The sequence below is a fragment of the Rhodoplanes elegans genome (assembly GCF_016653355.1).
In the GTDB taxonomy this organism is placed as follows: domain Bacteria; phylum Pseudomonadota; class Alphaproteobacteria; order Rhizobiales; family Xanthobacteraceae; genus Rhodoplanes; species Rhodoplanes elegans.
This window is the reverse complement of record NZ_NHSK01000252.1, coordinates 1-21,894: the sequence shown is the minus strand read 5'-3', so window position 1 is coordinate 21,894 and position 21,894 is coordinate 1. Positions and strand designations below refer to the sequence as shown.

Here is a 21,894-nt window from a genome sequence, read left to right as displayed (position 1 = left end):
CCCCTCCGCCGAGCGAGGCCGCCCGCACGGTCGCCGGCTCGGCCTGGGAGTTCTCCAACGCCGATCGCGACCGACGCTGCACGGTCGGCTTCAAGACCGACGCGGCCGGGTCGCTCGGCATGAAGATCGACTTCGACAAGGCGTGCGCCGGGGTGTTCCCGTTCCTGCGCGACGCCGCCGCCTGGACGCTCGGCGACAACGACTTCCTCCGCTTCCTCGACGCCCGCGGCAAGCCGATGCTGGAGTTCAGCGAGGTCGAGCAGGGCCTGTGGGAGGCGCCGAAGCCCGGCGAGGGCATCCTGTTCCTGCAGACCGCCGCGTCGGTGAAGCCGCCGGCGCCGAGCCAGGCCGAGATGGCGGGCGACTGGACCCTGCGCCGCGGCGGCCGCGTGCTCTGCCCGGTGACGCTCGCCAGCACGCCGGCCGGCGAGGGCTTTGCCCTACGGCTCGGGCCGGACTGCGACGCCGCCGTCACCCGCTTCGCCCCGACGGCCTGGACCATGGATCGCGACGAACTCGTGCTCACCGGCGCGGGCAACCGCACCTGGCGGTTCGAGGAGACCGACCCCAAGACGTGGCAGCGCGTCCCGGAGACCCGCGACCCGCTCCTGATGGTCAAGCGGTAGAGCCGCTTTCGGCCGAGATCCGACGTCCCCTCGGCCCCGCGAAGGCGGGGACAAGGGACACGGCACGACGCCCTGGATCCCCGCTTGCGCGGGGATGAGCGGAGTGCGGAGGACGCTCAGGCGGCCGCCGCGAAGGTGGCGACGACCCGGTCGGCCGCGGCCTCGTCGACGTGGCGGTGGGTGACGAGGCGGAGCTGCGCGGCGCCGCTCGCCTGCACCAGAATTCCGTGCTCCGCGAGGATGTCGGCCCAGGCCCTGGCATCGCGCCGGGTGCGCGACACGTCGAGGCGCAGGATGTTGGTCTCGACGGTCGCCGGATCGACGAGGGTCGGGTCGATCGCGAAAAGGCCGGTCGCCAGCCGCTGCGCCACCGCGTGATCCTCGGCGAGGCGGTCGACCATCGTCTCCAGCGCGACGAGACCGGCCGCGGCGATCACGCCTGCCTGCCGCATCGCGCCACCGAGCATCCGGCGCAACGCCCGCGCCCGCTGGATGAAGGCGGCCGAGCCGGCCAGCAGGCTGCCGACCGGGGCGGACAGGCCCTTCGACACGCAAAACATCACCGAATCGACCGGCGCCACGATCGTCCCGGCCGGGACGCCGAGCGCCACGGCGGCGTTGAACAGCCGCGCCCCGTCGAGATGCACGGGCACGCCGCGTTGTCGCGCCATCGCGCACACCTCGCCGACGTGGCCGGGCGGCACGACGCGGCCGCCGGCCCCGTTGTGGCTCGTCTCCAGCCACACCAGCCCGGCGCCGACGCGCGCCGTCGGCGCCGCCGCGAGTGCCGCGGCGAGCGCGGCGAGATCGTAGCGGCCGGCCTGGCTCGCGACCGTGCGCGGCACGACTCCGGCGACCCCGACGAGCCCGGCGATCTCCGACGTGACGAGATGGGCGAGCGGGTCGACCAGCACGTCCTGCCCGCGCGTCACATGGGCCAGCACGGCGAGGAGATTGCCCATGGTGCCGCTCGGCAGGAACAGGCCCGCCTCCTTGGCGACCATCGCGGCGGCGCGCTGCTCCAGCCGGACGACGGTCGGATCGCCGTCGCGGCTGTCGTCGCCGAGCGGCGCCGTGCGCATCGCCTCCAGCATCGCGGCGGTCGGCCGGGTGACCGTGTCGCTGCGCAGATCGATCGGGCCGGCGCTGTCCTCGTCGCGCCCGCTCATGCCTCGGCGGCCTCTGCCCCGACCGGTGCGGCGGCCGGGGCCGCGGCGTCCGCGTCCGCCGTCGTCGCGGCGAAGCGCTGCACCAGCTTCACGGCGACCGTGTTGCCGAACACGTTGACGGCGGTGCGGCCCATGTCGAGGAAGGCGTCGACGCCGGCGATGATGGCGAGCGCCTCGACCGGCAGGCCGATCGCGGTCAGCACCATGGCGACCGCGACGAGCCCGCCGGACGGCACGTTGGCCGAGCCCTTGCTGGCGATGGTCGTCACCATGAGGATGGTGAACAGCGCCGAGCCGGTGAGCGGCACCCCGTAGGCCTCGGCCAGGAACGTGACGGCGAGCGCGAAATACATGATCGAGCCGTCGCGATTGAAGGCGTAGCCGAGCGGCAGCACGACGCCGATGATGCGGTCCGGCACGCCCATGGCGCGCAGCTTCTCCATGTGGACCGGCAGCGTCACTTCGGACGAGCGGGTCGAGAAGCCGAGGATGACGGGCTCCATGATGGCGCGCGTGACGGCGATCGGCCGCTCGCCGATGGCGGCGAGGATCAGCCAGAACACCAGCACCAGGATGGCGAGGCCGAGATACATCACGAGCACGAGCTTCGCGAGCGCCGTCACGGTGGCGAGGCCCTGCGAGGCGAACAGCCAGGCCACGATGGCGAACACGGCGATCGGCGCCGTCGACGTGATCCACCGGGTGATCTTGAACATCGCCTGCATCACGGCGTCGAGCAGCGCGACGACCGGCCGGGCGGTCTCGCCGAGGCTCGCCAACGCGAGCCCGAACAGGATCGAGAAGACGAGCGTCGGCAGCACCTTCTGCTGTGCCATCGCGGCCAGCACGTTGGACGGGATCATGTCCATGAAGAACTGCACCCAGTCGACCGACACGGCGAGGTTCGCCGGGATCTTGCCGGTCGCCACCAGCGACGCGCCGGCGCCGGGATGGAACAGCGCGTTGAGGCCGAGCCCGATCAGGATCGAGACCACGGTCGCGACGTAGAAGTAGCCGAAGCACACCACGGCGATGCGGCCGAGCGTGTGGAGCTCGCGGCCCATCCGGTAGATGCCGAGCGTCACGGTGGCGAACACCACCGGGATGACGATCATCTTGATCGCCTCGACGAAGGCGGTGCCGAGCGGGCGCAGGGCCTTGCTGAAGTCCGGCCACATCAGGCCGACCAGCAGGCCGAGCGCCAGGCCGGCCAGCATCTGGATCGCGAGAGGCCAGCGGAAGGGATTCAGGGGACGGGCGCGTGCGCTCATGGATCGACCTTTTGTCGCGATCGCTTCGGTGAGGGGCGGGGAGAGGTGGCGTCCGCCGCGGGGCGCGGAAGGCCGAGGGCCTGGAGGCGGGCGTCGAGCGCGCCGACGAGATGCCCCCACATGCAGCGCTGCGCCAGCTCGGCGTCGCGCGCCGTGACGGCCGCGTAGATGTCGAGATGCTCGCGCACCGCGGCGCGGGTGCGCTCGGCGCTGTAGCGCGGCATCTGCTGCAGGGCGAGGCCGCTCTGCGCCCGCAGCGCCTCGTAGGCGGCGGTCAGGCGGCCGTTCCGGGCGGTCCGGAACAGCGCGTCGTGGAAGGCCCAGCCGGCCTCCTGGGCGGCGACCACGTCGACGTCGGCCGCGCCGACGAACGATCGCAATGCCGCCGCGCAGGCGTCGAGCTCCGGGGTCGATCCGCGGCAGGCGGCCAGATAGGCGGCGAGCCCCTCGAGGCCGAGCCGCATCTCGTGGATCTCCCGCAGGTCGTCGAAGGACAGCCGGCGCACGAAGGTTCCGCGCATTGGATGGGTGACCAGGAGGCCGTCGCGGCCGAGCGCCTTCAGGGCCTCGCGCACCGGCGTCCGGCCGAGCCCGAGCCGCTCGGCGAGGCTGCGCTCCGACAGCGGCACGTCGGGATCGAGCGCGTTGCGCACGATCAGGTCGCGAATTCGCGCATAGGCGTCGTCACGGCGCAGCGAGGGCGGCTTCGTCATGCCGACAGTAAACTGGCATACCAGTGGTATGTCAAAGCCCGGTGGTGCGCGAGGGTGCGGCCCGCCGGCGCCTCGACCGTCACCCCGGACGCTTTGGTGATGACGGCTTCGCCCGGGCAGGCGCGGGGGCGCGCGGCGGCAGCCGTGCCGGCGATGCCCGGCCCGGGTCGCACGTCTCGGACTGGAGCGTCAGATCAGCCGCAGGCCCTTGAAGCTCGCGTGGCCGTCCTTGCCGACGATGATGTGGTCGTGAACCGCGATGCCGAGCGGCTTCGCCACGTCGAGAATCGCCTGGGTCATCTGGATGTCGGCGCGCGACGGCGTCGGGTCGCCGGACGGGTGGTTGTGCACCAGGATCACGGCCGTCGCCGACAGCTCGAGCGCCCGCTTCACCACCTCGCGCGGATAGACCGGCGTGTGGTCCACCGTGCCGGTCTGCTGCACCTCGTCGGCGATGAGCTGGTTGCGCTTGTCGAGGAACAGGACGCGGAACTGCTCCTTGTCGGCGAACGCCATGGCGGTGCGGCAATAGTCGAGCACCGACGACCACGACGACAGGACGGTGCGCCGCTTGACCTCGCCGCGGGCGATGCGCTGTGCCGCCGCCTGGACGATCTTGAGGTCGGTGATGGCCGACTCGCCGAGCCCCGGCACCTCGCCGAGCCGGCGCGGCGGCGCCGCGATCACCTCGGCGAAGGAGCCGAAGCGGGCGATCAGCGCCTTGGCGAGCGGCTTCACGTCGCGCCGCGGCAGCGCCCGGAACAGCACCAGCTCCAAAAGCTCGTAGTCGGTCAGCGCGTCGCTGCCGGCCTCGCGGAAGCGGGCGCGCAGGCGGTCGCGATGACCGTGATAGTGAGGGGACGCCTCCGAAAGCCCGACCCGGTCGCCGGATTGCTCTTCGTCCGCCATGGTCCACACCGGGTGCGCCGGCATTGTCGCCGCCCGCACAATGGCCGACTCGGCGGCGCGTTGGCAATCGTCGCCGCAGCCTCGGGTTGTGCGCATGGCTGGCGTCCGGCGAACGCCCTGGCGGGAGGAGGCGCTTCGCGCTAGCTTTTGTTTAGAATCGATCTAAACAATGCGACGGTGCCCCCATGAAACGTTTCGCCGACCTCACCGAGCAGGAGGTGCTCGCCCTCGCCATCACCAACGAGGAGGAGGACAGCCGCATTTATCGCGGCTTCGCCGAAGGGCTGCGCGCCCAATACCCTAAGACCGCCGCCCTGTTCGACGCCATGGCCGACGAGGAGGTCCACCACCGCGGCTGGCTGTTCGACCTCTACCAGAAAAAGTTCGGCGACTTCATTCCGCTGATCCGCCGCCAGGACGTCAAGGGCTTCGTCCGCCACAAGCCGGTCTGGCTGACGAAGCCGCTCGGCCTCGACGAGGTGCGCAAGTACGCCGAGACCATGGAGTACGAGACGGCGCACTTCTATCGCCGGGCGGCCGAATCGAGCCGCGATGTCGCGACCCGCCAGCTCCTCCTCAAGCTCGCCGAGGCCGAGGACACGCACGAGGCGCTGGCCGAGCGGCTGGAGGGCGAGCTGCTGACCACCGACGCCCGCGCCGCCGAGGACGCCACGGCGCGGCGCGTGTTCGTGCTGCAATATGTCCAGCCCGGCCTCGCCGGCCTGATGGACGGATCGGTGTCGACGCTGGCGCCGCTGTTCGCCGCCGCCTTCGCCACCCACGACACCTGGGCGACCTTCCTGGTCGGCATGGCGGCGTCGATCGGCGCCGGCATCTCGATGGGCTTCGCCGAGGCACTGTCCGACGACGGCTCGCTCACCGGCCGCGGCTCGCCGTGGCTGCGCGGCGGCGTCTGCGGCCTGATGACCACGGTCGGCGGCCTCGGCCACACGCTGCCCTACCTGATCCCGCATTTCTTCACCGCCACGGCGGTCGCCTTCGCGGTGGTGATCCTCGAGCTCGCGGCGATCTCCTACATTCGCTGGAAGTACATGGACACGCCGTTCCTCTCCGCCACCTTCCAGGTGGTGCTCGGCGGCGTCCTGGTGTTTTTGGCCGGCATCCTGATCGGGAGTGCGTGAGGCCTGGAGGTTTCTCGCGCGGTCGGGATGACGCTCGGTCGCGGTCTGGTATAAGCCGCGCATGTTCGTCCTCGCCCATCTCACCGACCCGCATATCGGCCCGCTGCCGCGGCCGACCCTGCGGCAGCTCGCCTCCAAGCGCGTGCTCGGCTGGCTCAACTGGCGGCGCAACCGGCGCCGCCATCACCGGGTCGAGATCCTGACCGACCTGATCGACGACCTCGCCGCCCAGACGCCCGATCACACCGCCGTCACGGGCGACCTCGTCAACATCGCGCTGCCGGGCGAGTTCGCCGCCACGGCCGAATGGCTCGCGGCGCTCGGATCGCCCGAGGACGTCAGCTTCATCCCGGGCAATCACGACGCCTATGTGCGCACCGCGCTCGCCCATTGGGACAAGCACTGGGACGCCTTCATGAAGGGCGACCGCGAGGCGCGCACCGACCAGGACCCGCGTTTCCCTTACGTCCGCCGGCGCGGCCCGGTGGCGCTGGTCGGCCTGTCCAGCGCCGTGCCGACGCCGGCCTTCCTGGCGACCGGCCTGCTCGGCCGTGATCAGCTCGACCGGCTCGACGCGCGCCTCGCGCAGCTCGGCGACGAGGGCCTGTTCCGGGTCGTGATGCTGCATCACCCGCCGGCCAAGACCCCGGCCGTGCGGGCCAAGCGGCTGGTCGATGCCGGCGCCTTCCTGGACGTGCTGGCGCGCCGCGGCGCCGAGCTGGTGCTGCACGGCCACGACCACGTCCACGCGCTGATCTGGCTCGACGGGCCGGCGGGGCGGATCCCGGCGGTCGGCCTGCCCTCCGCCTCGGCGTCGCCCGAGGGCAGGCGCGATCCGGCCGCCTACAATCTCTATCGCATCGACGGGAGCCCCGGCGCGTTCACCTGCGAGGCCGTCACCCGCGGCTTCGCACCGAGCGCGACGGCGATCACCGAGCTCGCCCGCAAGCCGCTGCTGCCGGCCGCGTGACGCGCGGGCCGGGCGCCATGTCCTGGCTTTCGTCGTCTCCGGCTGAAGCGACCTCATGCAGCCTCGTGTCCCGGGCGCGGCGCGGAGCGCCGTGACCCGGGACCCAGGGGCGATCGGACGATGCGCCTGCCGTGCAGCCTGCCGTGCCGCCCGTCGTGGGGCCCGTCGTGCGGCCCCTGGGCCCCGGCTCTGCGGCGCATCAGGCCTGCGGCCCGATGCGCCTTGTCCGGGGCGCGCGCCGAGACCGGGGATGCCGATTCGTCGATCTGGGGCGGAGTCGGTTACGCCGCTCAGTCCACCCACAGCCATGGCGTCCAGCCCGGCGGCGTCTCGGGCGCCGGCGGCTCGGGCGGGGTTGTCGTCCTGATGGGGTCGAGCGCGTCGGCGTCGTGGCGATGGACGGTCGGCTGCCAGCGCTGCGCCATGGACCGGAACAGCGTCTGGTCGGTGCTGCGGTCCTGCTTGCTCCACTGGAAGCGCGTCTTGCGAGAGCTCAGCATGGGCTCCTCTCGCGTCCTTGGTGACCCGTCCGGAGTCCACCGTTTGAATGCAAAGCGTGCGCCCGTGCCCTTAAGGAGGGCTTAAGCGGATACGGAGAATTGCGCCGGATTCCGCCGAATTCCGCGAAATCGTGTTGTGCGATGCAATCGCATTTCGTCGTGGAGCATCTGCCGTCGTGTCGTGATCACGACGCGAACTGATCAGATCGCACACGATCCCGTACAGTCGTGATCAGGATACCGCCGTCGCGACACCCCAGGGCGCCGCCCAGCCGAGCCCGTCCTCGGTGCGGCCGCGCGGCACGTATTCGCAGCCGACGAAACCCGCGTAGCCGAGCCGGTCCAGGGCGGCGAGCACGACGGCGTAGTTCACCTCGCCCTCGTCGGGCTCGGCCCGGCTCGGCACCGCAGCGATCTGGACATGGCCGATCAGCGGCAGGTGGCGCTCGAACCGCCGCAGCAGGTCGCCGCCCATGATCTGCTGGTGGTAGAAGTCGAACTGCATGCGCACATTGGCGCGCTCGACCCGGTCCAGGATCGCGGCCGCCTGCTCGGCCCGCGTCAGCAGATAGCCGGGCCGATCGACCGTGTTGAGCGGCTCGATCAGGATGATCAGCCCGTGCGCAGCGGCACGGTCGGCCGCGTGCCGCAGGTTCTCGACGAAGGTCGCCTCGCCGGCCTCCCGCTCACCCTCCGGAACGACGCCGGCCAGGCAGTGGATCGTCCGGCCGCCGAGCGCCGTGACGAGTGAAACCGCCCGCTCGAACAGCGCCGCGAACTCGCTCTCGCGCCCCGGCACGCCGGCGATGCCGGAGGGCGCGCCGGGCAGCGGCGCCGTGTTGATCCCGAGCATCACGAGGCCATGCCGGACGATCGCGGCCCGCATTGCGGCCGGATCCTGATCGTACGGATACTGCAGCTCGACGGCGCGGAAGCCGGCCGCGGCGGCGGCGCCGAAGCGATCGAGCGGCGGACGGTCGGCGAACAGATAGGCGAGATTGGCGGCGAGGCGGGGCATTCTCGAACTCCGACGTCGTACTCCGACGTGAGATCAGCTATCCGACGGCGGCGGCTTCCGTGCAATCGCGCATGTGGACTGTCCGCGCCGCACGTTCAGACGCGTTCTTCGCAGCGCAGCGTCGTGCTGCGCTGCGGCGCGCCGCGCGACGCAACAGGAACGTGATTTGCCCATCCGCGGCCCACCGTCGCGTTGGGCCACTTTGTGGTTGACCGGTCCGCGTCCCGACGACTCAATTGTGCATTGGGCCGCAATCCGCGCGTCAGACGTGGGCCACGGCCCGGAGGGACGCGCCGATGAACGCCCAGGAACTGCTCCAGGAGATCTCCGCCTATTGCCGCGAGACGGGGCTGGCCGAGTCGACCTTCGGCCGGCGCGCCGTCAACGACGGCAAGCTCGCCGCGCGCCTGCGCAACGGCGGCCGCATCACCACCGAGACGCTCGACCGCATCCGCTCCTTCATGCAGGCGAACCGGGTGCCGCCCGAGCTCCGCTCGAGCCTGCTGCTGCGCGGCCACGGCGTGATGCGCAGCAACGGCCTCGCCGCCCGCACGCCGCTGCCGCCGCGCGCGGTGCCGAGCGAGGCGAGCCCGCAGCGCCACTTCCGCTTCTTCGACAATCGCCAGAAGTATCTCCTGTTCGTCCATACCTGCAGCGAGAAGCGCGTCGTCGCCCAGCGGGTCGCGCTGGAGCTCGCCGGCCTGTCGCCGCGGCCGCCGGCCGTGCGGGTGTTCGATGCCGGCGTCGGCGACGGCACCGTGCTGGCCCGGGTGATGCGGGCCATGCACGACCGGTTCCCCACCATGCCGTTCGGCATCGTCGGCAAGGAGATCAGCCTGGAGGACGTGCGCCTCACGCTGCAGAAGATGCCGGACCGCTTCTTCGAGCATCCGGCCCAGGTGCTGGTGCTGACCAATCTCGCCTATGCGGACGCGCCGTGGCTCGGCGGGCGGTCGCCCGGCCTGGACTCGCGCCTCGTCTGGCACGAGCTGGCGCTGTCCGGCGCCTCCGCGCATCGCTTCGAGGAGCAGATCGGCGGGCTCGAGCCGTTTCTGGCGGAGAACTGGAACGCCACAATCGATCCGCGCACCGGCTCCCCGAGCTTCGACCGGCCGGTCGTGCTGGTGATCTATCGCGAGGATCATCGCTTCCTGCTCGATCAGGTGATCCCGCGGCGCGGCGCCGCGATCGCCGACTACGATCTCGTGATCGCCTCGCAGCCCTATCGGGCGCGCGCGCCACTCGCCTTCAAGGCGCGGCGCGTGATCGCGCCGCTCGCCCGCGCGCTGGCGCCCGGCGGTCGGCTGGTCGCCGTGCACTCCTACGGCCACGATCCGGGCCAGGAGATCGTCCAGCGCGTGTGGCCCGGTGACGATCCCTTCGTGCACGACCGCCACGACATCCTGCGCGCCGTGAAGGAGGAGCTCGGGGCCGACGGCCGCGACCTCGTGTTCAACGCCTTCGCCGACAACCGCGCGCTGTTTCGCTACGACATGGACGCGCTGCCGGGCGAGCTCGCCGACACGATCGGCACCTCGACGCTGTTCGCCGCCTGGAACGCCGCCGTCTACGTCGCCCAGGTGGAGGACGACCGGCTCGCCGCCGCGGTGGCGGACGGCCGCTATCTCGACGCCACCCGCGAGGTCCTGCAGCAGCACGGCGGCCTCTGGTTCCACGACGAGTCCTACGTGATCTCGCGGCGGCGGCAGTGATCGTCATCGCCGGGCTCGACCCGGCGATCCATCGTCCTGCGAATCAGGACCTCACGACGAAGGATGGATGCGCGGGTCGAGCCCGCGCATGACGCGAACGAGAGTCCGGTGCGACTTCGGCAGATCAGTTCGGCAGATCGGTTCGGCAGACCAGAAGGACAGGCCATGGCGCAGACTTCGACGGCCCTCCGGCACTCCGACCACGATGTCACCGACGACACCATCGCGTCGATCGCCGCCGTCATGGCGCGCGCCACCTTCGAGACGACGCGGCTCGCCGCGGCCGATGCGGCGGCGCTCGCCGCGCATGTCCGGCCCGGAACCCTGGTCTATGTGAGCGCGCTGCCGACCAAACCGTTCGCCGAGCAGCGCGGCGTGGTCGAGGCGGTGCGGGCGGCCGGCTACGAGCCGGTGCCGCATCTCGCGGTGCGCAGCTTCGCCAGCGCGGCGGCGCTGTCGGACCACCTCGCCGCCATGGTGGAGCGCGCCGGCGTGACGCGCGTGCTGGTGATCGCCGGCGACCGGTCGGAGCCGGCCGGACCGTTCCGCGCCGCGATCGAGCTGATCGAGAGCGGCCTCCTGCAGGGCCACGGCATTCACGAGATCGGCGTCGCCGGCTATCCGGACGGCCATCCGCGCGTCGCGCCGGTGACGCTCGATCTGGCGCTCGCCGCCAAGCTCACCGCCGCCGCCGAGACCGGGCTGTCGGCCCATGTCGTCACCCAGTTCACCATGACGCCGGAGCCGATCGTCGCCTGGCTGACGCGGCTGCGCGCGCAGGGCATCGACCATCCGGTGCGGATCGGCTTCGCCGGGCCGGCCTCGGTGACGGCGCTCTTGCGCTACGCCCGCATCTGCGGCGTGCGCGCCTCGGCGCAGGCCTTCGCCCGCAATGTCGGTCTCGTCCGCGACATGCTCGGCACCGCGACGCCGGACCGTGCCGTGCGCGGCGTCGCTGGACCGGGCGACCGGCTCGGCGACGTCAGTCCCCATTTCTACGCGTTCGGTGGGCTCGCGGCGGCGGTGCGCTGGTCCGCGGCGGTCGCGGCGGGGCGGATCGCCCTCGATCGCGCCGGCGGATTTTCCGTCACGCCGCCCTGAGCGCCGCGGCGTCATATGGTTTCCGAATGATCGGTTTGGTTGGTCATTCCGGGGCGCGGACCATGAGGTCCGCGAACCCGGAATCCAGAGGCAAGCGCCGTCGTCTCGGCTGGATTCCGGGTTCGGCGCGGAGCCTGTGCTCGGGCGGCGCGAAGCGCCGACCCGAGTACGCCGCCCCGGAATGACGACGACGTAATCAGGCGGATTCCGTATCAGGCGTCGCTCGGCAGCTCCTCCAAGAGGTCGCGCCGCCGCTCGGCGGCGAGCCGCTTGTGGATGTGCACCATGTAGGCGGTGGCGAACAGCGGCGTCGCGAAGTTGACGATCGGGATCAGCACGAAGGCGGCGACCAGCAGCCCGGCCGTGACGACGCGGGTGCGGTTGTCGCGCCACAGCGCCTTGGCGTCGCCGATCGGCTGCTGGCGCACCGCGGCGATGAGGAAGTACTCGCGGCCGAGCAGATAGGCGGTGGCGAGGAAGAAGGCGACGGCACCGATGCCGCCGATCAGCAGGAACGGCGCCGCGCACAGATAGATCAGCAGCGCCAGCAGGGCGGTCTTCAGGCCTTCGACGATCGCGTAGCCGATCGGCGGCGCGACGCCGGGCGGGTCGTCCGGATAGTGCTCGCGCTCGACCTCGGCGGCGACGTCGTCGGCGTAGAAGCTCGCCACCAGCGACGTCACCGAGGGCATGAGAAAGATCGCGCCGGCGAACAGCCCGGCTCCGAGCGCGATCGCCAGCACCCAGCCGAGCGCCACCACGGCGCTGTGCCAGCTCGCTCCGAGCGACGTCTCGATCCAGGTGCCGCCCTCGCCGCCGAGCCAGGCGACGAGCTGGTAGAGCCCGACGGTCAGGACGGCGAGCAGCAGCAGCGCGAGCCCCGCCGACCTGAGCAGCACCGAGCGGAACGGCGGCGACGTCATCTGGGCGATGGCGAGCGAGGCGGCACGGAACATCGACACGTCCTCGGGCCGGCGGCGGCCCACCTGTGAACAGTCGCCGCCGAGCGCGGCCGTCCTGAGGTAGAGCCCCGGCCGCGCCGCGGCAAGGGCTTCGCCCGGCGGGAAGTCCGGGGACGCATGGACGCTGCGACGAAATCGACGGCCCGAGTCCGGCGGCGGTCGCCGGGCGCGCCGAACGGCTCGTTGGGCGATCGCGCGCAGGGAGACGCCGGGCGCGGCCGTTCGCGCCTAGGCGCGGCCGGAGATCAGCGGCGGCTTGTCGAGGTTTTGGGGCGAGTAGGTGAACACCTCGACGCCGGTCTCGGTGACGCCCACGGTGTGCTCGAACTGGGCGGAGAGCGAGCGGTCGCGCGTCACCGCGGTCCAGCCGTCCGACAGCACCTTCACGTGCGGGCGGCCGAGATTGATCATCGGCTCCACCGTGAACAGCATGCCGGGGCGCAGCACCACCCCCTCGCCGCGCCGGCCGACATGCACGATGTTGGGCTCGTCGTGGAACAGGCGGCCCAGGCCGTGGCCGCAGAAGTCGCGCACCACGCTCATGTTCTGGCCTTCGACGAAGGCCTCGATGGCGGCCCCGATGTCGCCCGTGGTGGCGCCCGGCCGGATCACCGCGATGCCGCGGTTCATCGATTCGAACGTCACCTCGATCAGCCGCTCGGCCCGGCGCGGGATCTCGCCGACCCCGTACATGCGGCTCGAGTCGCCGTGCCAGCCGTCGAGGATGAGGGTGACGTCGATATTGACGATGTCGCCCTCGCGCAGCGGCTTGTCGTTGGGGATGCCGTGGCAGACGACGTGGTTGATCGACGTGCAGGTCGACTTGTTGTAGCCGCGGTACATCAGCGTCGCCGGATAGGCGCCGTGGTCCATGGCGAACTCGAAGACGAGCTGGTTGATGCGCTCGGTCGGCACGCCCGGCTGCACCTCGGGCACCAGCATGTCGAGGCAGCGGGCGACCAGCTGCCCGGCCTTGCGCATGCCGGCGAACGCCTCGGGGCCGTGCAGCTTGATCTGTCCGTTCTTGCGCAGCGGCGCCGCCGCCGCATCGATATAGGTCATGAAATCCGCGCCTCGTCGGTGTTGCGCCGAATGTAGGCTTTTGCCGCCTCGAATCAATCGTGCCGCGGTCCGGGCGGGGTTGCCGTGGGCGCCGCGGCCGTGGCGGGCGCGCCGCCGCCGGCCCGCACGATCAGCCGCGCCGCCTGCTCGATCAGCTCGGTCTCTTCGGCGATCCGGCCGGTGAGGAGGTGCACCCAGTGGAAGCCGATATAGAGCTGCAGCAGCGCCGGCGCGTCCGCGGCGGCGATCTCGCCGCGCTCGACCGCCCGGGTGAACACGCAGCCGAGATCGGCGAGCCGAACGGGGAGGAATTTTTCGCGCAGCGCGATCATCGCCTGCTCGCTCGCTTGCGCCTCGGCGATCAGGGCCCGGAACGCGGCGCCCGACGACGTCTCCCGCCAGAATCGCCACAGCGCCTTGGTGTAGACCGAGAGGTCGGCGGCGAGGTCGCCGGTGTCCGGCACCGCGATGGCGGCCGCCTTGTCGGCGGCGTACACGGCGATGAACAGGTCGGCCTTGGATGGCCACCAGCGGTAGATGGTCGGCTTGCCGGCCCCGGCGCGCCGCGCCACCTCGTCGATCGAGAAGCCGGCATAGCCCTTCTCGGCCAGAAGCGCTCGCGCCGCCCCGAGAATCGCCGTCTCGGCGGCGGGGTTGCGCCGCGCGCCGATCGAGGCGCGGCGATGGCCGGTGTGGCCGGCCTCGGGCGCACCGGGATTTCGGGGCTCGCTCATCCTCGGGCTTCCCCGGCTGTCGGCTGACCGGGGCAGGGCGGTCGCGGGCCGACGCCCGGACGCATCCTACCAAGGTCGGGCTCCCGGAGCGGGCCGCGCCGGGCAAAGAAACGTGCTGCGGCGCCGCAGCGCCTCTTGACGTAACGAAACGTGCCGTATAGATCAAGCGCCATGAACGAAACGGTTCGTTTCGTAACGATGTGAGCCCGAGCCATGACGACCCTTCTCCGATCGATCAAGTCCCGCCTCGCCGCCGTCTCGGCCGCCCATCTGCGGTTCGTCGCCGCCGTGATGATCGGCGCCTATCTCGTCATCAACACGCTGCTGGCCGTGGTGTCGCCGCTCACCGCCGGCTGGCCGTTCCCGGCGCTCACCGCCGTCGTGGTGCCGCCCATGGTGCTGGCGATGATCCACCTCGTCATCCCGATCGCGCGGCGCGTCGGCTCGCGGCCCTGACCGCGGCGACTGCGGTGGCAGCCGTCCCGGCCCGCGGCGGCGCCACCGGAACCGGCGCGTCGACATCGATGCCGTCGAGCGAGACCCGGCAGCGCAGCGCGATCGCCTCGACGCCGGCGGCCCGCGCCCGGTCGAAGGCGAGCCCGTAGGCCGGGTCGATGTCGCGGGCGACGTCGACCCTCTCGGCCGAGCCGATCTGCACCAGGAACAGCATCACGGCCCGCTCGCCGGCCGCCACCCGGGCGGCGAGCTCCGAAAGATGCCGGGCGCCGCGCGCCGTCGTGGCGTCCGGAAACTCGGCGAGGCCAAGGCGGCGCATCAGCGTCACGCTCTTGATCTCGACCCAGCAGGGCGGCTTTCCGGCGTCCTCGAGCAGCAGGTCGCAGCGCGACGCCGCGCCGTACTTCACCTCGCGCCGCAGCGTCGCGTAGCCGGCGAGCGGCGGGATGCGTCCCGCCGCGATCGCGTCGGCGACGATCCCGTTCGGATGCGCCGTGTTGACGCCGACGAGCTCCAGCCCGGCGCCGAGGTCGACCTCGACCAGCTCCCACGAATGGACGAGCTTGCGGGCCGGGTTGTCGGAGCGCGACAGCCACACCCGCGCGCCCGGCTCGGCCAGCCCGAGCATGCTGCCCGGATTGGCGACATGCGCCGTGACGACGGTGCCGTCCAGCAGCTCGACATCGGCGAGGAAGCGCTTGTACCGGCGCAGCAGGATCGCCGGACTCAACGGGGACGAGAACCGCATGCCGACGGTTTAGCCCGTGGCCGCGGCCGCGTCAGTCCGGGATTCGCCCACCGAGGTCGTCCTCGATGTGGATGCGGACGATCTCGTCGAAGGTCGTCTCGGCGACGAAGCCGAGCGCCCTCGCGCGCACCGCGTCGAAGCGATGCGGCCAGCCGGCGACGATCGTCTCCACCAGCGGGTCGGGTGCCCGCTTGATGCGGGCGACGGCGGCGTCGCCGGCGGCCCGGCGCAGCGCCTCGATCTGCTCGCCCACCGTGCAGCACACGCCCGGCATCGTGATCGCGATGCGCGGCCCCAGCACCTCGCGCGAGAGACCGGCGGCGTGGATCAGGAAGCCGACCGTGGCGCGCGGGCTCGCATGGGTGTGCAGGACGGTTTCGGCGACCGGCAGGATGGTCTCGCGCCCGGCCAGCGGCTCGCGGATGATCGCCGAGAAGAAGCCTGACGCGGCCTTGTTGGGCGGTCCCGGCCGCACGCACACGGCCGGCAGCCGCAGCGCCACGCCGTCGAGGAAGCCCCGCCGGCTGTAGTCGGCCAGCAGCAGCTCGCACATCGCCTTCTGGGTGCCGTAGGAGGTGAGCGGCGTGAGATGGAAGTCGTCGCCGATCGCGTCCGGGAACGGCGCGCCGAACACGGCGCAGGACGACGTGAACACGACCTTGGGCCGCCAGCCGTCGCCGATCCGGCGGATCGCGTCGAGAAGCGCCCGGGTGCCGTCCAGATTGGCCCGGTAGCCCTTGTCGAGGTTCAGCTCGGCGTCGGCCGAGACGACGCCGGCGATGTGGAACACCACCTCGGGGCGACCGGAGACCAGGCTCGCGGCGACGCCGGGATCGGCGAGGTCGGCCGTGACGAGACGCACCGAGCCCGAGAAGTCCGCCGGCACCGGCGGCTCGACGATGTCGGTCAGCGTCAGCGTCGTGATGGCGGCGCCGCACAGCGTGCCGTCCCGGCCGAGCCGCTCGGCGAGCTTGCGGCCGATCATCCCGGCCGCTCCGGTGACGAGGACATGCATGCGCGGTCTCCGACGGGCGGCAGGTGCCCCGCGCAACCCTATCAGCTCGACCGGACGGAGTAAGCCGGCGAGACGGCCAATCCCGCCCGCGCCGATTCGACGCGGATCAAACAACGATCATCGGCGCCAATCCCGCAACCTTCGGTCGGTTATCGTGGCGAAGCAACTATTCAGATGTCATAGTCTGTTCGTTGGTGCGCTGATTCGCCGTGTGGACAATCCCGGGCGACCGCCATGCCGATGCCGGACCTCGTGCTATCAAGGTGCATGGCTCACGCGATCCTCGCCGACCGCGAACTTTCGGCCGAGCTGGCGCCGACCGGACGATTGCGCGTGGCGATCGCGGTCGGCCCGACGCCGTCCGCCGTCTATGCGGTCCGGGGCGAGGCGGAGGGAGAGTTGCGCGGCGTCACCGTGGCGCTCGCCGAGGCGCTGGCGGCGGCGACCGGCCTGCCGCTCGAGATCGTTCCGTTCCGCAGCTCCGGCGAGATCCAGGCGACTGCCGGAAGCGACCTGTGGGACGTCAGCTTCCTGCCGGTCGACGACGAGCGCCGCCGGCATGTCGACTTCGGCGCCGCCTATCACATTCTCCAGAGCAGCTATCTGGTGCCGGCCGGCTCTCCCATCCACCGGCTCGCCGAAGCCGACGCCCCCGACGTGCATATCGTCGGCGTCCGCAACAGCGCGACGCTCCGCGCCTCGCTGCGCGCCTCGCCGCGGGCCTCGCACGTCCCGGTCGAGACGCCGGAGGATGCGGTCGCGATGATGCATGGCGGAATGGCCGACGCCATCGCCATGGGGCGCGAATCGCTGTCCGGCCTGGTGACCCAGATCGAGGGCTCGCGGATTCTCCCGGGCTCGTTCCTCACCACCACCACGGCCGTCGTCCTGCCGAAGGGCCGACCGGCGGCGCTCGCCCGGGTGACGGCGCTGGTCGAGGAAGCGAAGGCGGCGGGCTTGGTGCAGCGCGCCTTCGAGCGCGTCGGCCTCGCCGGCGCCAACGTGCCGCCCGCGGCCGGTGCTGCCAGCTAGGCCGCGCCGTCACAGCGCCAGCAGGCCGGCGGCGCCGGACTCGGTGCCGTAGCCGAGCCGCGTGCCGGTGGCGTTCCAGGCGAGTGCCGCGACGGCGCCGCCGCCCGGCGCGCGCACCACGATCTCGGCCGAGTCCTCCAGCCGCACCAGGAGCACCATGCCGCTCTCGTAGCCGACCGCGGCGACCGGCTCGCGCGGATGGCAGGCGACCGCGACGATCAGATCCTTGGCGGGCGCGAGCAGGCGCGGCTGCTGGCCCATCGGCCCGTCCTTGCCGTGGAACGGCCACAGCACCAGCGCGTCGGCGCCGGCGGTGGCGAGCTCGCGCCCGTCCGCCGTCCACGACACCGACTTCACCTTGGCGGCGTAGCCGGACATCCGCATGTGCTTGCCGTCGGTGACCCGCCAGCCGTGCAGCGACGGCTCCTGCATGGTGGTGACGACGAAGCGGCCGTCCGGGCTGAAGGTGACGCCGGTGTGCGAGCCTTTCCATTCGAGCGTCTCGGGTGGCTCCTTGGCGTTGGGGAACCACAGCGCGACGCCGCCGTAATGGGCGACGGCGAGCCGCAGGCCCTTGGGCGCGAAGGCGAGCCCGCCCGGCGTCGAGCCGACCTCGGCGGTGCGGATCTCGCCCTTCGACGTGCGCACGAACACCGTCTTGCCGGCCGACCAGGCGACGACGCCGTCGCGGCCGACTGCGACATTGTCGATCCAGCGCCGCTTGGCGTCGACGGCGATCTCGCGCGTGGTGCCGTCCGGCGCCGTCGCCATCACGCGGCCGTCGTCGCCGCCGGTGATCAGCTGCGCGCCGTCGCTCGCGGCGCTCAGGATGCCGCCCTTGTGGACCGCGACGTGCCGCTCGGTGCCGTCGTCGCCGGTGAGCAGCACCGTGTCCTCGCCGAGCGCGAATGCGGCGACCTCGCGTCCCTTCGGCCCGACGAAGGCGGTCGCCACCACGGGCGCGCCGGCGTCGATCGGGCGGGTGCGATCGACGAGCGAGTTCGAGGGGACGGTGGTGTCGGTCATGTGAAACTCCGGGCGTCGCCCCGAACTCCGCTCATGCCCGCGAAGGCGGGCATCCAGACCTCGTGCCGTGCCGCCCCTGGGTCCCCGCCTTCGCGGGGACGAGCGGACCCGGCGGCGATCGGGCGCATCATCCCGCGTAGCAGGTTTCAAAACCGTCGCGGATCAGCGTCTCCGGCAGCTCGCGGCCGATGAAGACGAGGCGGCTCTCGCGCGGCTCGTCGTCGCGCCAGGCGCGCTGGTGGTCGCCGTCGAGGATCATATGGACGCCCTGGAAGACGAACCGGTCGGGATCGTCCTTGAACGCCAGGATGCCCTTGCAGCGCAGGATCTTCGCGCCTTCCTCGGCGACCAGGGTCTGCAGCCAGGGGAAGAACTTGTCGGGATCGAGCGGTCGCGCGGTCTTGATCGACAGCGACTGGATGTGCTCGTCGTGATAATGCTTCAGGCCCCCGTGACCGTGCGCCTGATGGCCGTGATCGTGGTGATCGTGATCGTGATCATGGTTGTGGCCGTGGTCGTGGCCGCAGTCGCAGCCGTCGTGGTGGTCGTGATCATGACCATGCGCATGATCGTGATCATGATCGTCGCCCTTCTCGAGGAAGGCCGGCTCGATCTCCAGGATGCGGTCGAGGTCGAAGGCGTTGCGGCCCAGAACCTCGCCGATCGGGATGCTGCAGCGCTCGGTGCGGTGGAGCTTGGCGTAGGGGTTGATGGCGCGCACATGCGCCTCGACGTCCAGGAGCTCCTCGGGCGAGACGAGGTCGGTCTTGTTGACCAGCACGACGTCGGCGAAGGCGATCTGGTTCTTCGCCTCGGGCGCGTCCTTCAGGCGGTCGCGCAGCCACTTGGCGTCGGCGACCGTGACCACGGCGTCGAGCTTGGCCGCCTTGCCGACATCGGCGTCCATGAAGAAGGTCTGCGCCACCGGGGCCGGGTCGGCGAGGCCCGTGGTCTCGACCACGATGGCGTCGAACTTGCCGCGCCGGCGCATCAGCCCCTCGATGATCCGGATGAGGTCGCCCCGCACCGTGCAGCACAGGCAGCCGTTGTTCATCTCGAACACCTCCTCGTCGGCCGAGACGACGAGGTCGTTGTCGATGCCGATCTCGCCGAACTCGTTGACGATGACGGCGAACCGGTAGCCGTGCGGCTCCGACAGGATGCGGTTGAGGAGGGTGGTCTTGCCCGCACCGAGATAGCCGGTGAGGACCGTGACGGGGATTTTGTCGGTCATGGGGAGCTCCGTTCGGCCCCTATATAGGGGACGCCCGGACGGCGAGCAAAGCCCCCGGACCGGCGGGGCGGCGCGGCGCCCCCGGTCGGCACGGCGTTTCCCGCAGCGCTGCCGCGCGCCGCGGATGCGGACCCGACACCCGCTTCCGGCCGGCGCGCCGGCCCTCTATGCTGGCTTGTCATAACAACCGGCCGGGAAACCCGGCCTCGACCCGCGAGGAAACATGCCCGACTCCCGCCTCTCGGAGGAGCAGCGCCTGATGCGCGCCTCCTGCCGCGCCTTCGTCGACGACGTCGTCATCCCGTTCATCCGCCGCGAATGGCAGCGGGAGTGGGACATGCGGCCGGACAGCCGCCTGCCGCCCGAGATTCTCGAAGGCGCCGAGCGGGTCGGCATCCGCACCCTCGGCGTGCCGGAGGTGTTCGGCGGCATCGAGCTCGATCCGGCGACCGAGGTCGGCACCTTCGCGCTGATCGCCGAGGAGATCGCGCGGGGCGATTCGGGGCTCGCCGACAAGCTGGTGCAGAACTGGAAGGTCGCCGTGCTGCTGCGCCATGTCGCGCCCGAGCATCTCCAGAAGAAGTGGTTCGGCCGGCTGCTGGAGGACCCGCAGTTCCTGCTCGCGCATTGCCTCACCGAGCCGCGGGGCGCCTCCGACCGCTGGCTGCCCTACAACGTCCCCGAGGCCGCCATGCAGACGCGCGCCGTGCGAAAAAGCGGCGGGTGGGTGATCAACGGCCGCAAGCAGTTCATCTCGAACGGCTACGATGCGGGGCTGTACGTCGTCTACGCCAACACCAACCCGGCGGTCGGCATGCTCCAGGGCACGTCGAGCTTCCTGGTGCCGCGCGATACGCCCGGGCTGACGGTCGCCCGCTGTAACGAGACCATGGGCTGCCGCTTCATGAACAACGGCGAGCTGGTGTTCGAGGACATGTTCGTCCCCGACGACCATCTGCTCGTCGAGAACGATTCGCTCGGCCGCGCCGGCATCTATTTCAGGCCCGGCAAGATCATCCAGGCGGCCAAGAATCTCGGCGTCGGCATGCGGGCCTTCGAGGTGACGGCCGACTACGTGCAGAACTACGTGCAGGGTGGCCGCATTCTCATCAAGCATCAGGCCGTGGCGCTGCGGCTCGCCGACATGGCGACACGGCTCGAGGCGGTGCGGGCGCTGCTCGACCGCGCTGCCCGCGCCGTCGACGAGAAGGATCCGGATGCCGACGCGCTCTGTAACATGGCGAAGGTCTACGCCTCGGAGGAGATCTTCAAGGTCGCCCAGCACGCGCTCGAGCTGCACGGCGGCAACGGGGTGATGCTCGACTTCGGCGTCGAGAAACTGTTCCGGGACGCCTCGATCTTTCTGCATATGGACGCTACGGTGGACATCTCGAAGATGAAGATCGTCAAGGCGCTGTTCCCCCATACGGCCGGTCGCTACGCCGGTCCGGAAAGCTGAGTGTCGCGATGAGCCAGAACCGCACCCGCGTCGTCACGGTCGGCGAGGTCATGATCGAGCTGGCGCGCGGTGCGGACGGGCGCTTCGCGCTCTCCTGCGGCGGCGACGTGTTTTCGACCGCCATCTATCTGGCGCGCGCCGGCGTGCCGGTGGCACATGCGACGGCGCTCGGCGACGACGTCTATTCGGACCAGATCATGGCGCTCGCCGCCGCCGAGGGCGTCGGTGGCGATCTGGTGCTGCGGGTTCCGGGCCGGCTGCCCGGCCTGTATCTGGCCGACACCGGACGCGACGGCACGCCGGTGTTCAGCGCCTGGCGCGACGGCGCCCCGGCCGCCCGCCTGTTCGAGCTGCCCGACTGGGGTCGCATCGCCGAGGGCCTACTGGGCGCGCGGGTCGTCTATTTCTCCGGGATCACGCTGTCGCTCTACTCGAACGAGGGCATCGGCCGCTTCCTGGCAATCGTCGAGCTCGCCCGCCAGCAGGGCGCCAAGGTGGCGTTCGACGGCAACTTCCGGCCGCGCGGCTGGACCGGCGACGCGGGCCGTACCCGCGCCGTCTACATGGAGGCGCTCAAGCGCGTCGACATCGCCCTGCCGACCTTCGCGGACGAGGCGCTGCTGTGGGGCGATCCGAGCCCGGAGGCGACGATCGAGCGGATGCAGGCCTTCGGCATCAAGGAGATCGTGGTGAAGAACGGCGCCAAGGGCGCGCTCGTCGCGGCGGCCGGCCCGGCGGCGACGCAGGCCTCCGGCTCGCAGGCCGAGCAGCACCATGCGCAGCAGTTCCACTCGCACGTGCCGGTGCCCGAGGTGGTGGTGCCGGTCGACACCACGGCCGCCGGCGACGGCTTCAACGCCGGCTATCTGGCGGCCCGCCTCGCCGGCCAGCCGCCCGCCGAGGCGGCCGGCGAGGCCCACCGCCTCGCCGCTCAGGTGATCCGCCACCGCGGCGCCATCATGCCGCGCACCGAGGGCGCGGTGCATTGAGGGGCGTTCGACGCGCGTCGTCAGAGCGGCATTCCCCCTCCCCACC

The 21,894-nt window shown here is 71.4% G+C and carries 22 protein-coding genes; 9 read left to right on the top strand and 13 right to left on the bottom strand.

The features are described 5' to 3' along the window. Nucleotides 1–626: protease inhibitor Inh/omp19 family protein (locus CCR97_RS27410; protein ID WP_201160063.1), on the top strand; the 626-nt coding region annotated here is incomplete at its 5' end. A gap of 116 nt (nt 627–742) precedes the next feature. On the opposite strand, the gene CCR97_RS27405 is transcribed toward CCR97_RS27410, so the two are convergent. The 4 genes from CCR97_RS27405 to radC form a co-directional block, all read right to left on the bottom strand. Next, nucleotides 743–1,795: a GntG family PLP-dependent aldolase gene (locus tag CCR97_RS27405; protein WP_111356361.1), complete on the bottom strand. Its 1,053-nt coding sequence runs from the start codon at nt 1,793–1,795 to the stop codon at nt 743–745. Continuing rightward, the gene (locus CCR97_RS27400; protein WP_244670704.1) at nt 1,792–3,066 is read right to left on the bottom strand and encodes a dicarboxylate/amino acid:cation symporter; all 1,275 of its coding nucleotides are present in this window, start codon (nt 3,064–3,066) and stop codon (nt 1,792–1,794) included. Before CCR97_RS27400 ends, CCR97_RS27405 begins: the two co-directional genes overlap by 4 nt. Continuing rightward, nucleotides 3,063–3,779: a GntR family transcriptional regulator gene (locus CCR97_RS27395; RefSeq protein ID WP_111356362.1), complete on the bottom strand. Its 717-nt coding sequence runs from the start codon at nt 3,777–3,779 to the stop codon at nt 3,063–3,065. Before CCR97_RS27395 ends, CCR97_RS27400 begins: the two co-directional genes overlap by 4 nt. A gap of 189 nt (nt 3,780–3,968) precedes the next feature. Continuing rightward, nucleotides 3,969–4,688 carry a RadC family protein gene (gene radC, locus CCR97_RS27390; RefSeq protein WP_244670703.1) on the bottom strand — a complete coding sequence of 240 codons (720 nt, stop codon included), beginning with the start codon at nt 4,686–4,688 and terminating at the stop codon, nt 3,969–3,971. 185 nt (nt 4,689–4,873) lie between these two features. Here radC and mbfA point away from each other — a divergent pair, with 185 nt between their 5' ends. After that, nucleotides 4,874–5,830 (top strand): iron exporter MbfA, encoded by a 957-nt coding sequence (mbfA, locus tag CCR97_RS27385; RefSeq protein WP_111356364.1) that lies wholly within the window; start codon nt 4,874–4,876, stop codon nt 5,828–5,830. Nucleotides 5,831–5,891: 61 nt separating this feature from the next. Then, nucleotides 5,892–6,800 (top strand): metallophosphoesterase family protein, encoded by a 909-nt coding sequence (locus tag CCR97_RS27380; RefSeq protein WP_111356365.1) that lies wholly within the window; start codon nt 5,892–5,894, stop codon nt 6,798–6,800. 290 nt (nt 6,801–7,090) lie between these two features. On the opposite strand, the gene CCR97_RS27375 is transcribed toward CCR97_RS27380, so the two are convergent. Together CCR97_RS27375 and CCR97_RS27370 are read right to left on the bottom strand one after the other, a co-directional pair. Continuing rightward, nucleotides 7,091–7,300, bottom strand: a complete 210-nt coding sequence (locus CCR97_RS27375) for a hypothetical protein (RefSeq protein WP_111356366.1) — start codon at nt 7,298–7,300, stop codon at nt 7,091–7,093. A 232-nt stretch (nt 7,301–7,532) separates the two neighbouring features. After that, nucleotides 7,533–8,318 carry a hydroxypyruvate isomerase family protein gene (locus tag CCR97_RS27370; RefSeq protein ID WP_111356367.1) on the bottom strand — a complete coding sequence of 262 codons (786 nt, stop codon included), beginning with the start codon at nt 8,316–8,318 and terminating at the stop codon, nt 7,533–7,535. Between the two features lie 296 nt (nt 8,319–8,614). On the opposite strand from CCR97_RS27370, the gene CCR97_RS27365 reads away from it, so the two are divergent. Both CCR97_RS27365 and CCR97_RS27360 read left to right on the top strand, forming a co-directional pair. After that, nucleotides 8,615–10,030 carry a hypothetical protein gene (locus CCR97_RS27365; protein WP_111356368.1) on the top strand — a complete coding sequence of 472 codons (1,416 nt, stop codon included), beginning with the start codon at nt 8,615–8,617 and terminating at the stop codon, nt 10,028–10,030. Nucleotides 10,031–10,195: 165 nt separating this feature from the next. After that, nucleotides 10,196–11,131 (top strand): methylenetetrahydrofolate reductase, encoded by a 936-nt coding sequence (locus CCR97_RS27360; RefSeq protein WP_170145748.1) that lies wholly within the window; start codon nt 10,196–10,198, stop codon nt 11,129–11,131. 212 nt (nt 11,132–11,343) lie between these two features. Here the strand turns inward: CCR97_RS27360 and CCR97_RS27355 are convergent, their stop codons facing one another. The 3 genes from CCR97_RS27355 to CCR97_RS27345 all read right to left on the bottom strand — a co-directional run bounded on the left by CCR97_RS27355 (nt 11,344) and on the right by CCR97_RS27345 (nt 13,889). After that, nucleotides 11,344–12,087, bottom strand: a complete 744-nt coding sequence (locus CCR97_RS27355; RefSeq protein ID WP_111356381.1) for a sulfate transporter family protein — start codon at nt 12,085–12,087, stop codon at nt 11,344–11,346. 234 nt (nt 12,088–12,321) lie between these two features. Continuing rightward, nucleotides 12,322–13,155, bottom strand: a complete 834-nt coding sequence (map, locus tag CCR97_RS27350; RefSeq protein ID WP_111356370.1) for a type I methionyl aminopeptidase — start codon at nt 13,153–13,155, stop codon at nt 12,322–12,324. Nucleotides 13,156–13,208: 53 nt separating this feature from the next. Then, nucleotides 13,209–13,889 carry a TetR/AcrR family transcriptional regulator gene (locus CCR97_RS27345; protein WP_111356371.1) on the bottom strand — a complete coding sequence of 227 codons (681 nt, stop codon included), beginning with the start codon at nt 13,887–13,889 and terminating at the stop codon, nt 13,209–13,211. Between the two features lie 213 nt (nt 13,890–14,102). Here CCR97_RS27345 and CCR97_RS27340 point away from each other — a divergent pair, with 213 nt between their 5' ends. Then, entirely contained in the window at nt 14,103–14,345 is a 243-nt protein-coding gene (locus CCR97_RS27340; protein ID WP_111356372.1) for a putative antibiotic biosynthesis monooxygenase, read from the top strand. Here CCR97_RS27340 and sfsA read toward each other — a convergent pair. Beyond that, complete coding sequence (sfsA, locus tag CCR97_RS27335) at nt 14,308–15,093, bottom strand: DNA/RNA nuclease SfsA (protein WP_111356373.1); 786 nt, start codon at nt 15,091–15,093, stop codon at nt 14,308–14,310. The two genes, CCR97_RS27340 and sfsA, sit on opposite strands and share 38 nt — an antisense overlap. Nucleotides 15,094–15,124: 31 nt before the next feature. Next, complete coding sequence (gene denD, locus CCR97_RS27330; protein WP_111356374.1) at nt 15,125–16,108, bottom strand: D-erythronate dehydrogenase; 984 nt, start codon at nt 16,106–16,108, stop codon at nt 15,125–15,127. Between the two features lie 267 nt (nt 16,109–16,375). Between denD and CCR97_RS27325 the strand changes: the two genes are divergently transcribed. After that, a complete protein-coding gene (locus CCR97_RS27325) occupies nt 16,376–17,140 on the top strand; it encodes a transporter substrate-binding domain-containing protein (protein WP_170145749.1) in 765 nt (254 codons plus the stop codon). A gap of 9 nt (nt 17,141–17,149) precedes the next feature. Here CCR97_RS27325 and CCR97_RS27320 read toward each other — a convergent pair whose 3' ends face one another. Then, entirely contained in the window at nt 17,150–18,166 is a 1,017-nt protein-coding gene (locus CCR97_RS27320) for a WD40 repeat domain-containing protein (RefSeq protein WP_111356376.1), read from the bottom strand. A 127-nt stretch (nt 18,167–18,293) separates the two neighbouring features. Further along, the gene (locus tag CCR97_RS27315) at nt 18,294–19,400 is read right to left on the bottom strand and encodes a CobW family GTP-binding protein (protein WP_111356377.1); all 1,107 of its coding nucleotides are present in this window, start codon (nt 19,398–19,400) and stop codon (nt 18,294–18,296) included. Nucleotides 19,401–19,623: 223 nt separating this feature from the next. On the opposite strand from CCR97_RS27315, the gene CCR97_RS27310 reads away from it, so the two are divergent. Together CCR97_RS27310 and CCR97_RS27305 are read left to right on the top strand one after the other, a co-directional pair. Beyond that, on the top strand, nt 19,624–20,859 hold the full coding sequence (locus CCR97_RS27310; protein ID WP_111356378.1) for an acyl-CoA dehydrogenase family protein: 1,236 nt from the start codon (nt 19,624–19,626) through the stop codon (nt 20,857–20,859). A gap of 8 nt (nt 20,860–20,867) precedes the next feature. Then, nucleotides 20,868–21,848: a sugar kinase gene (locus CCR97_RS27305; RefSeq protein WP_201160062.1), complete on the top strand. Its 981-nt coding sequence runs from the start codon at nt 20,868–20,870 to the stop codon at nt 21,846–21,848. Nucleotides 21,849–21,894 lie beyond the last annotated feature (46 nt).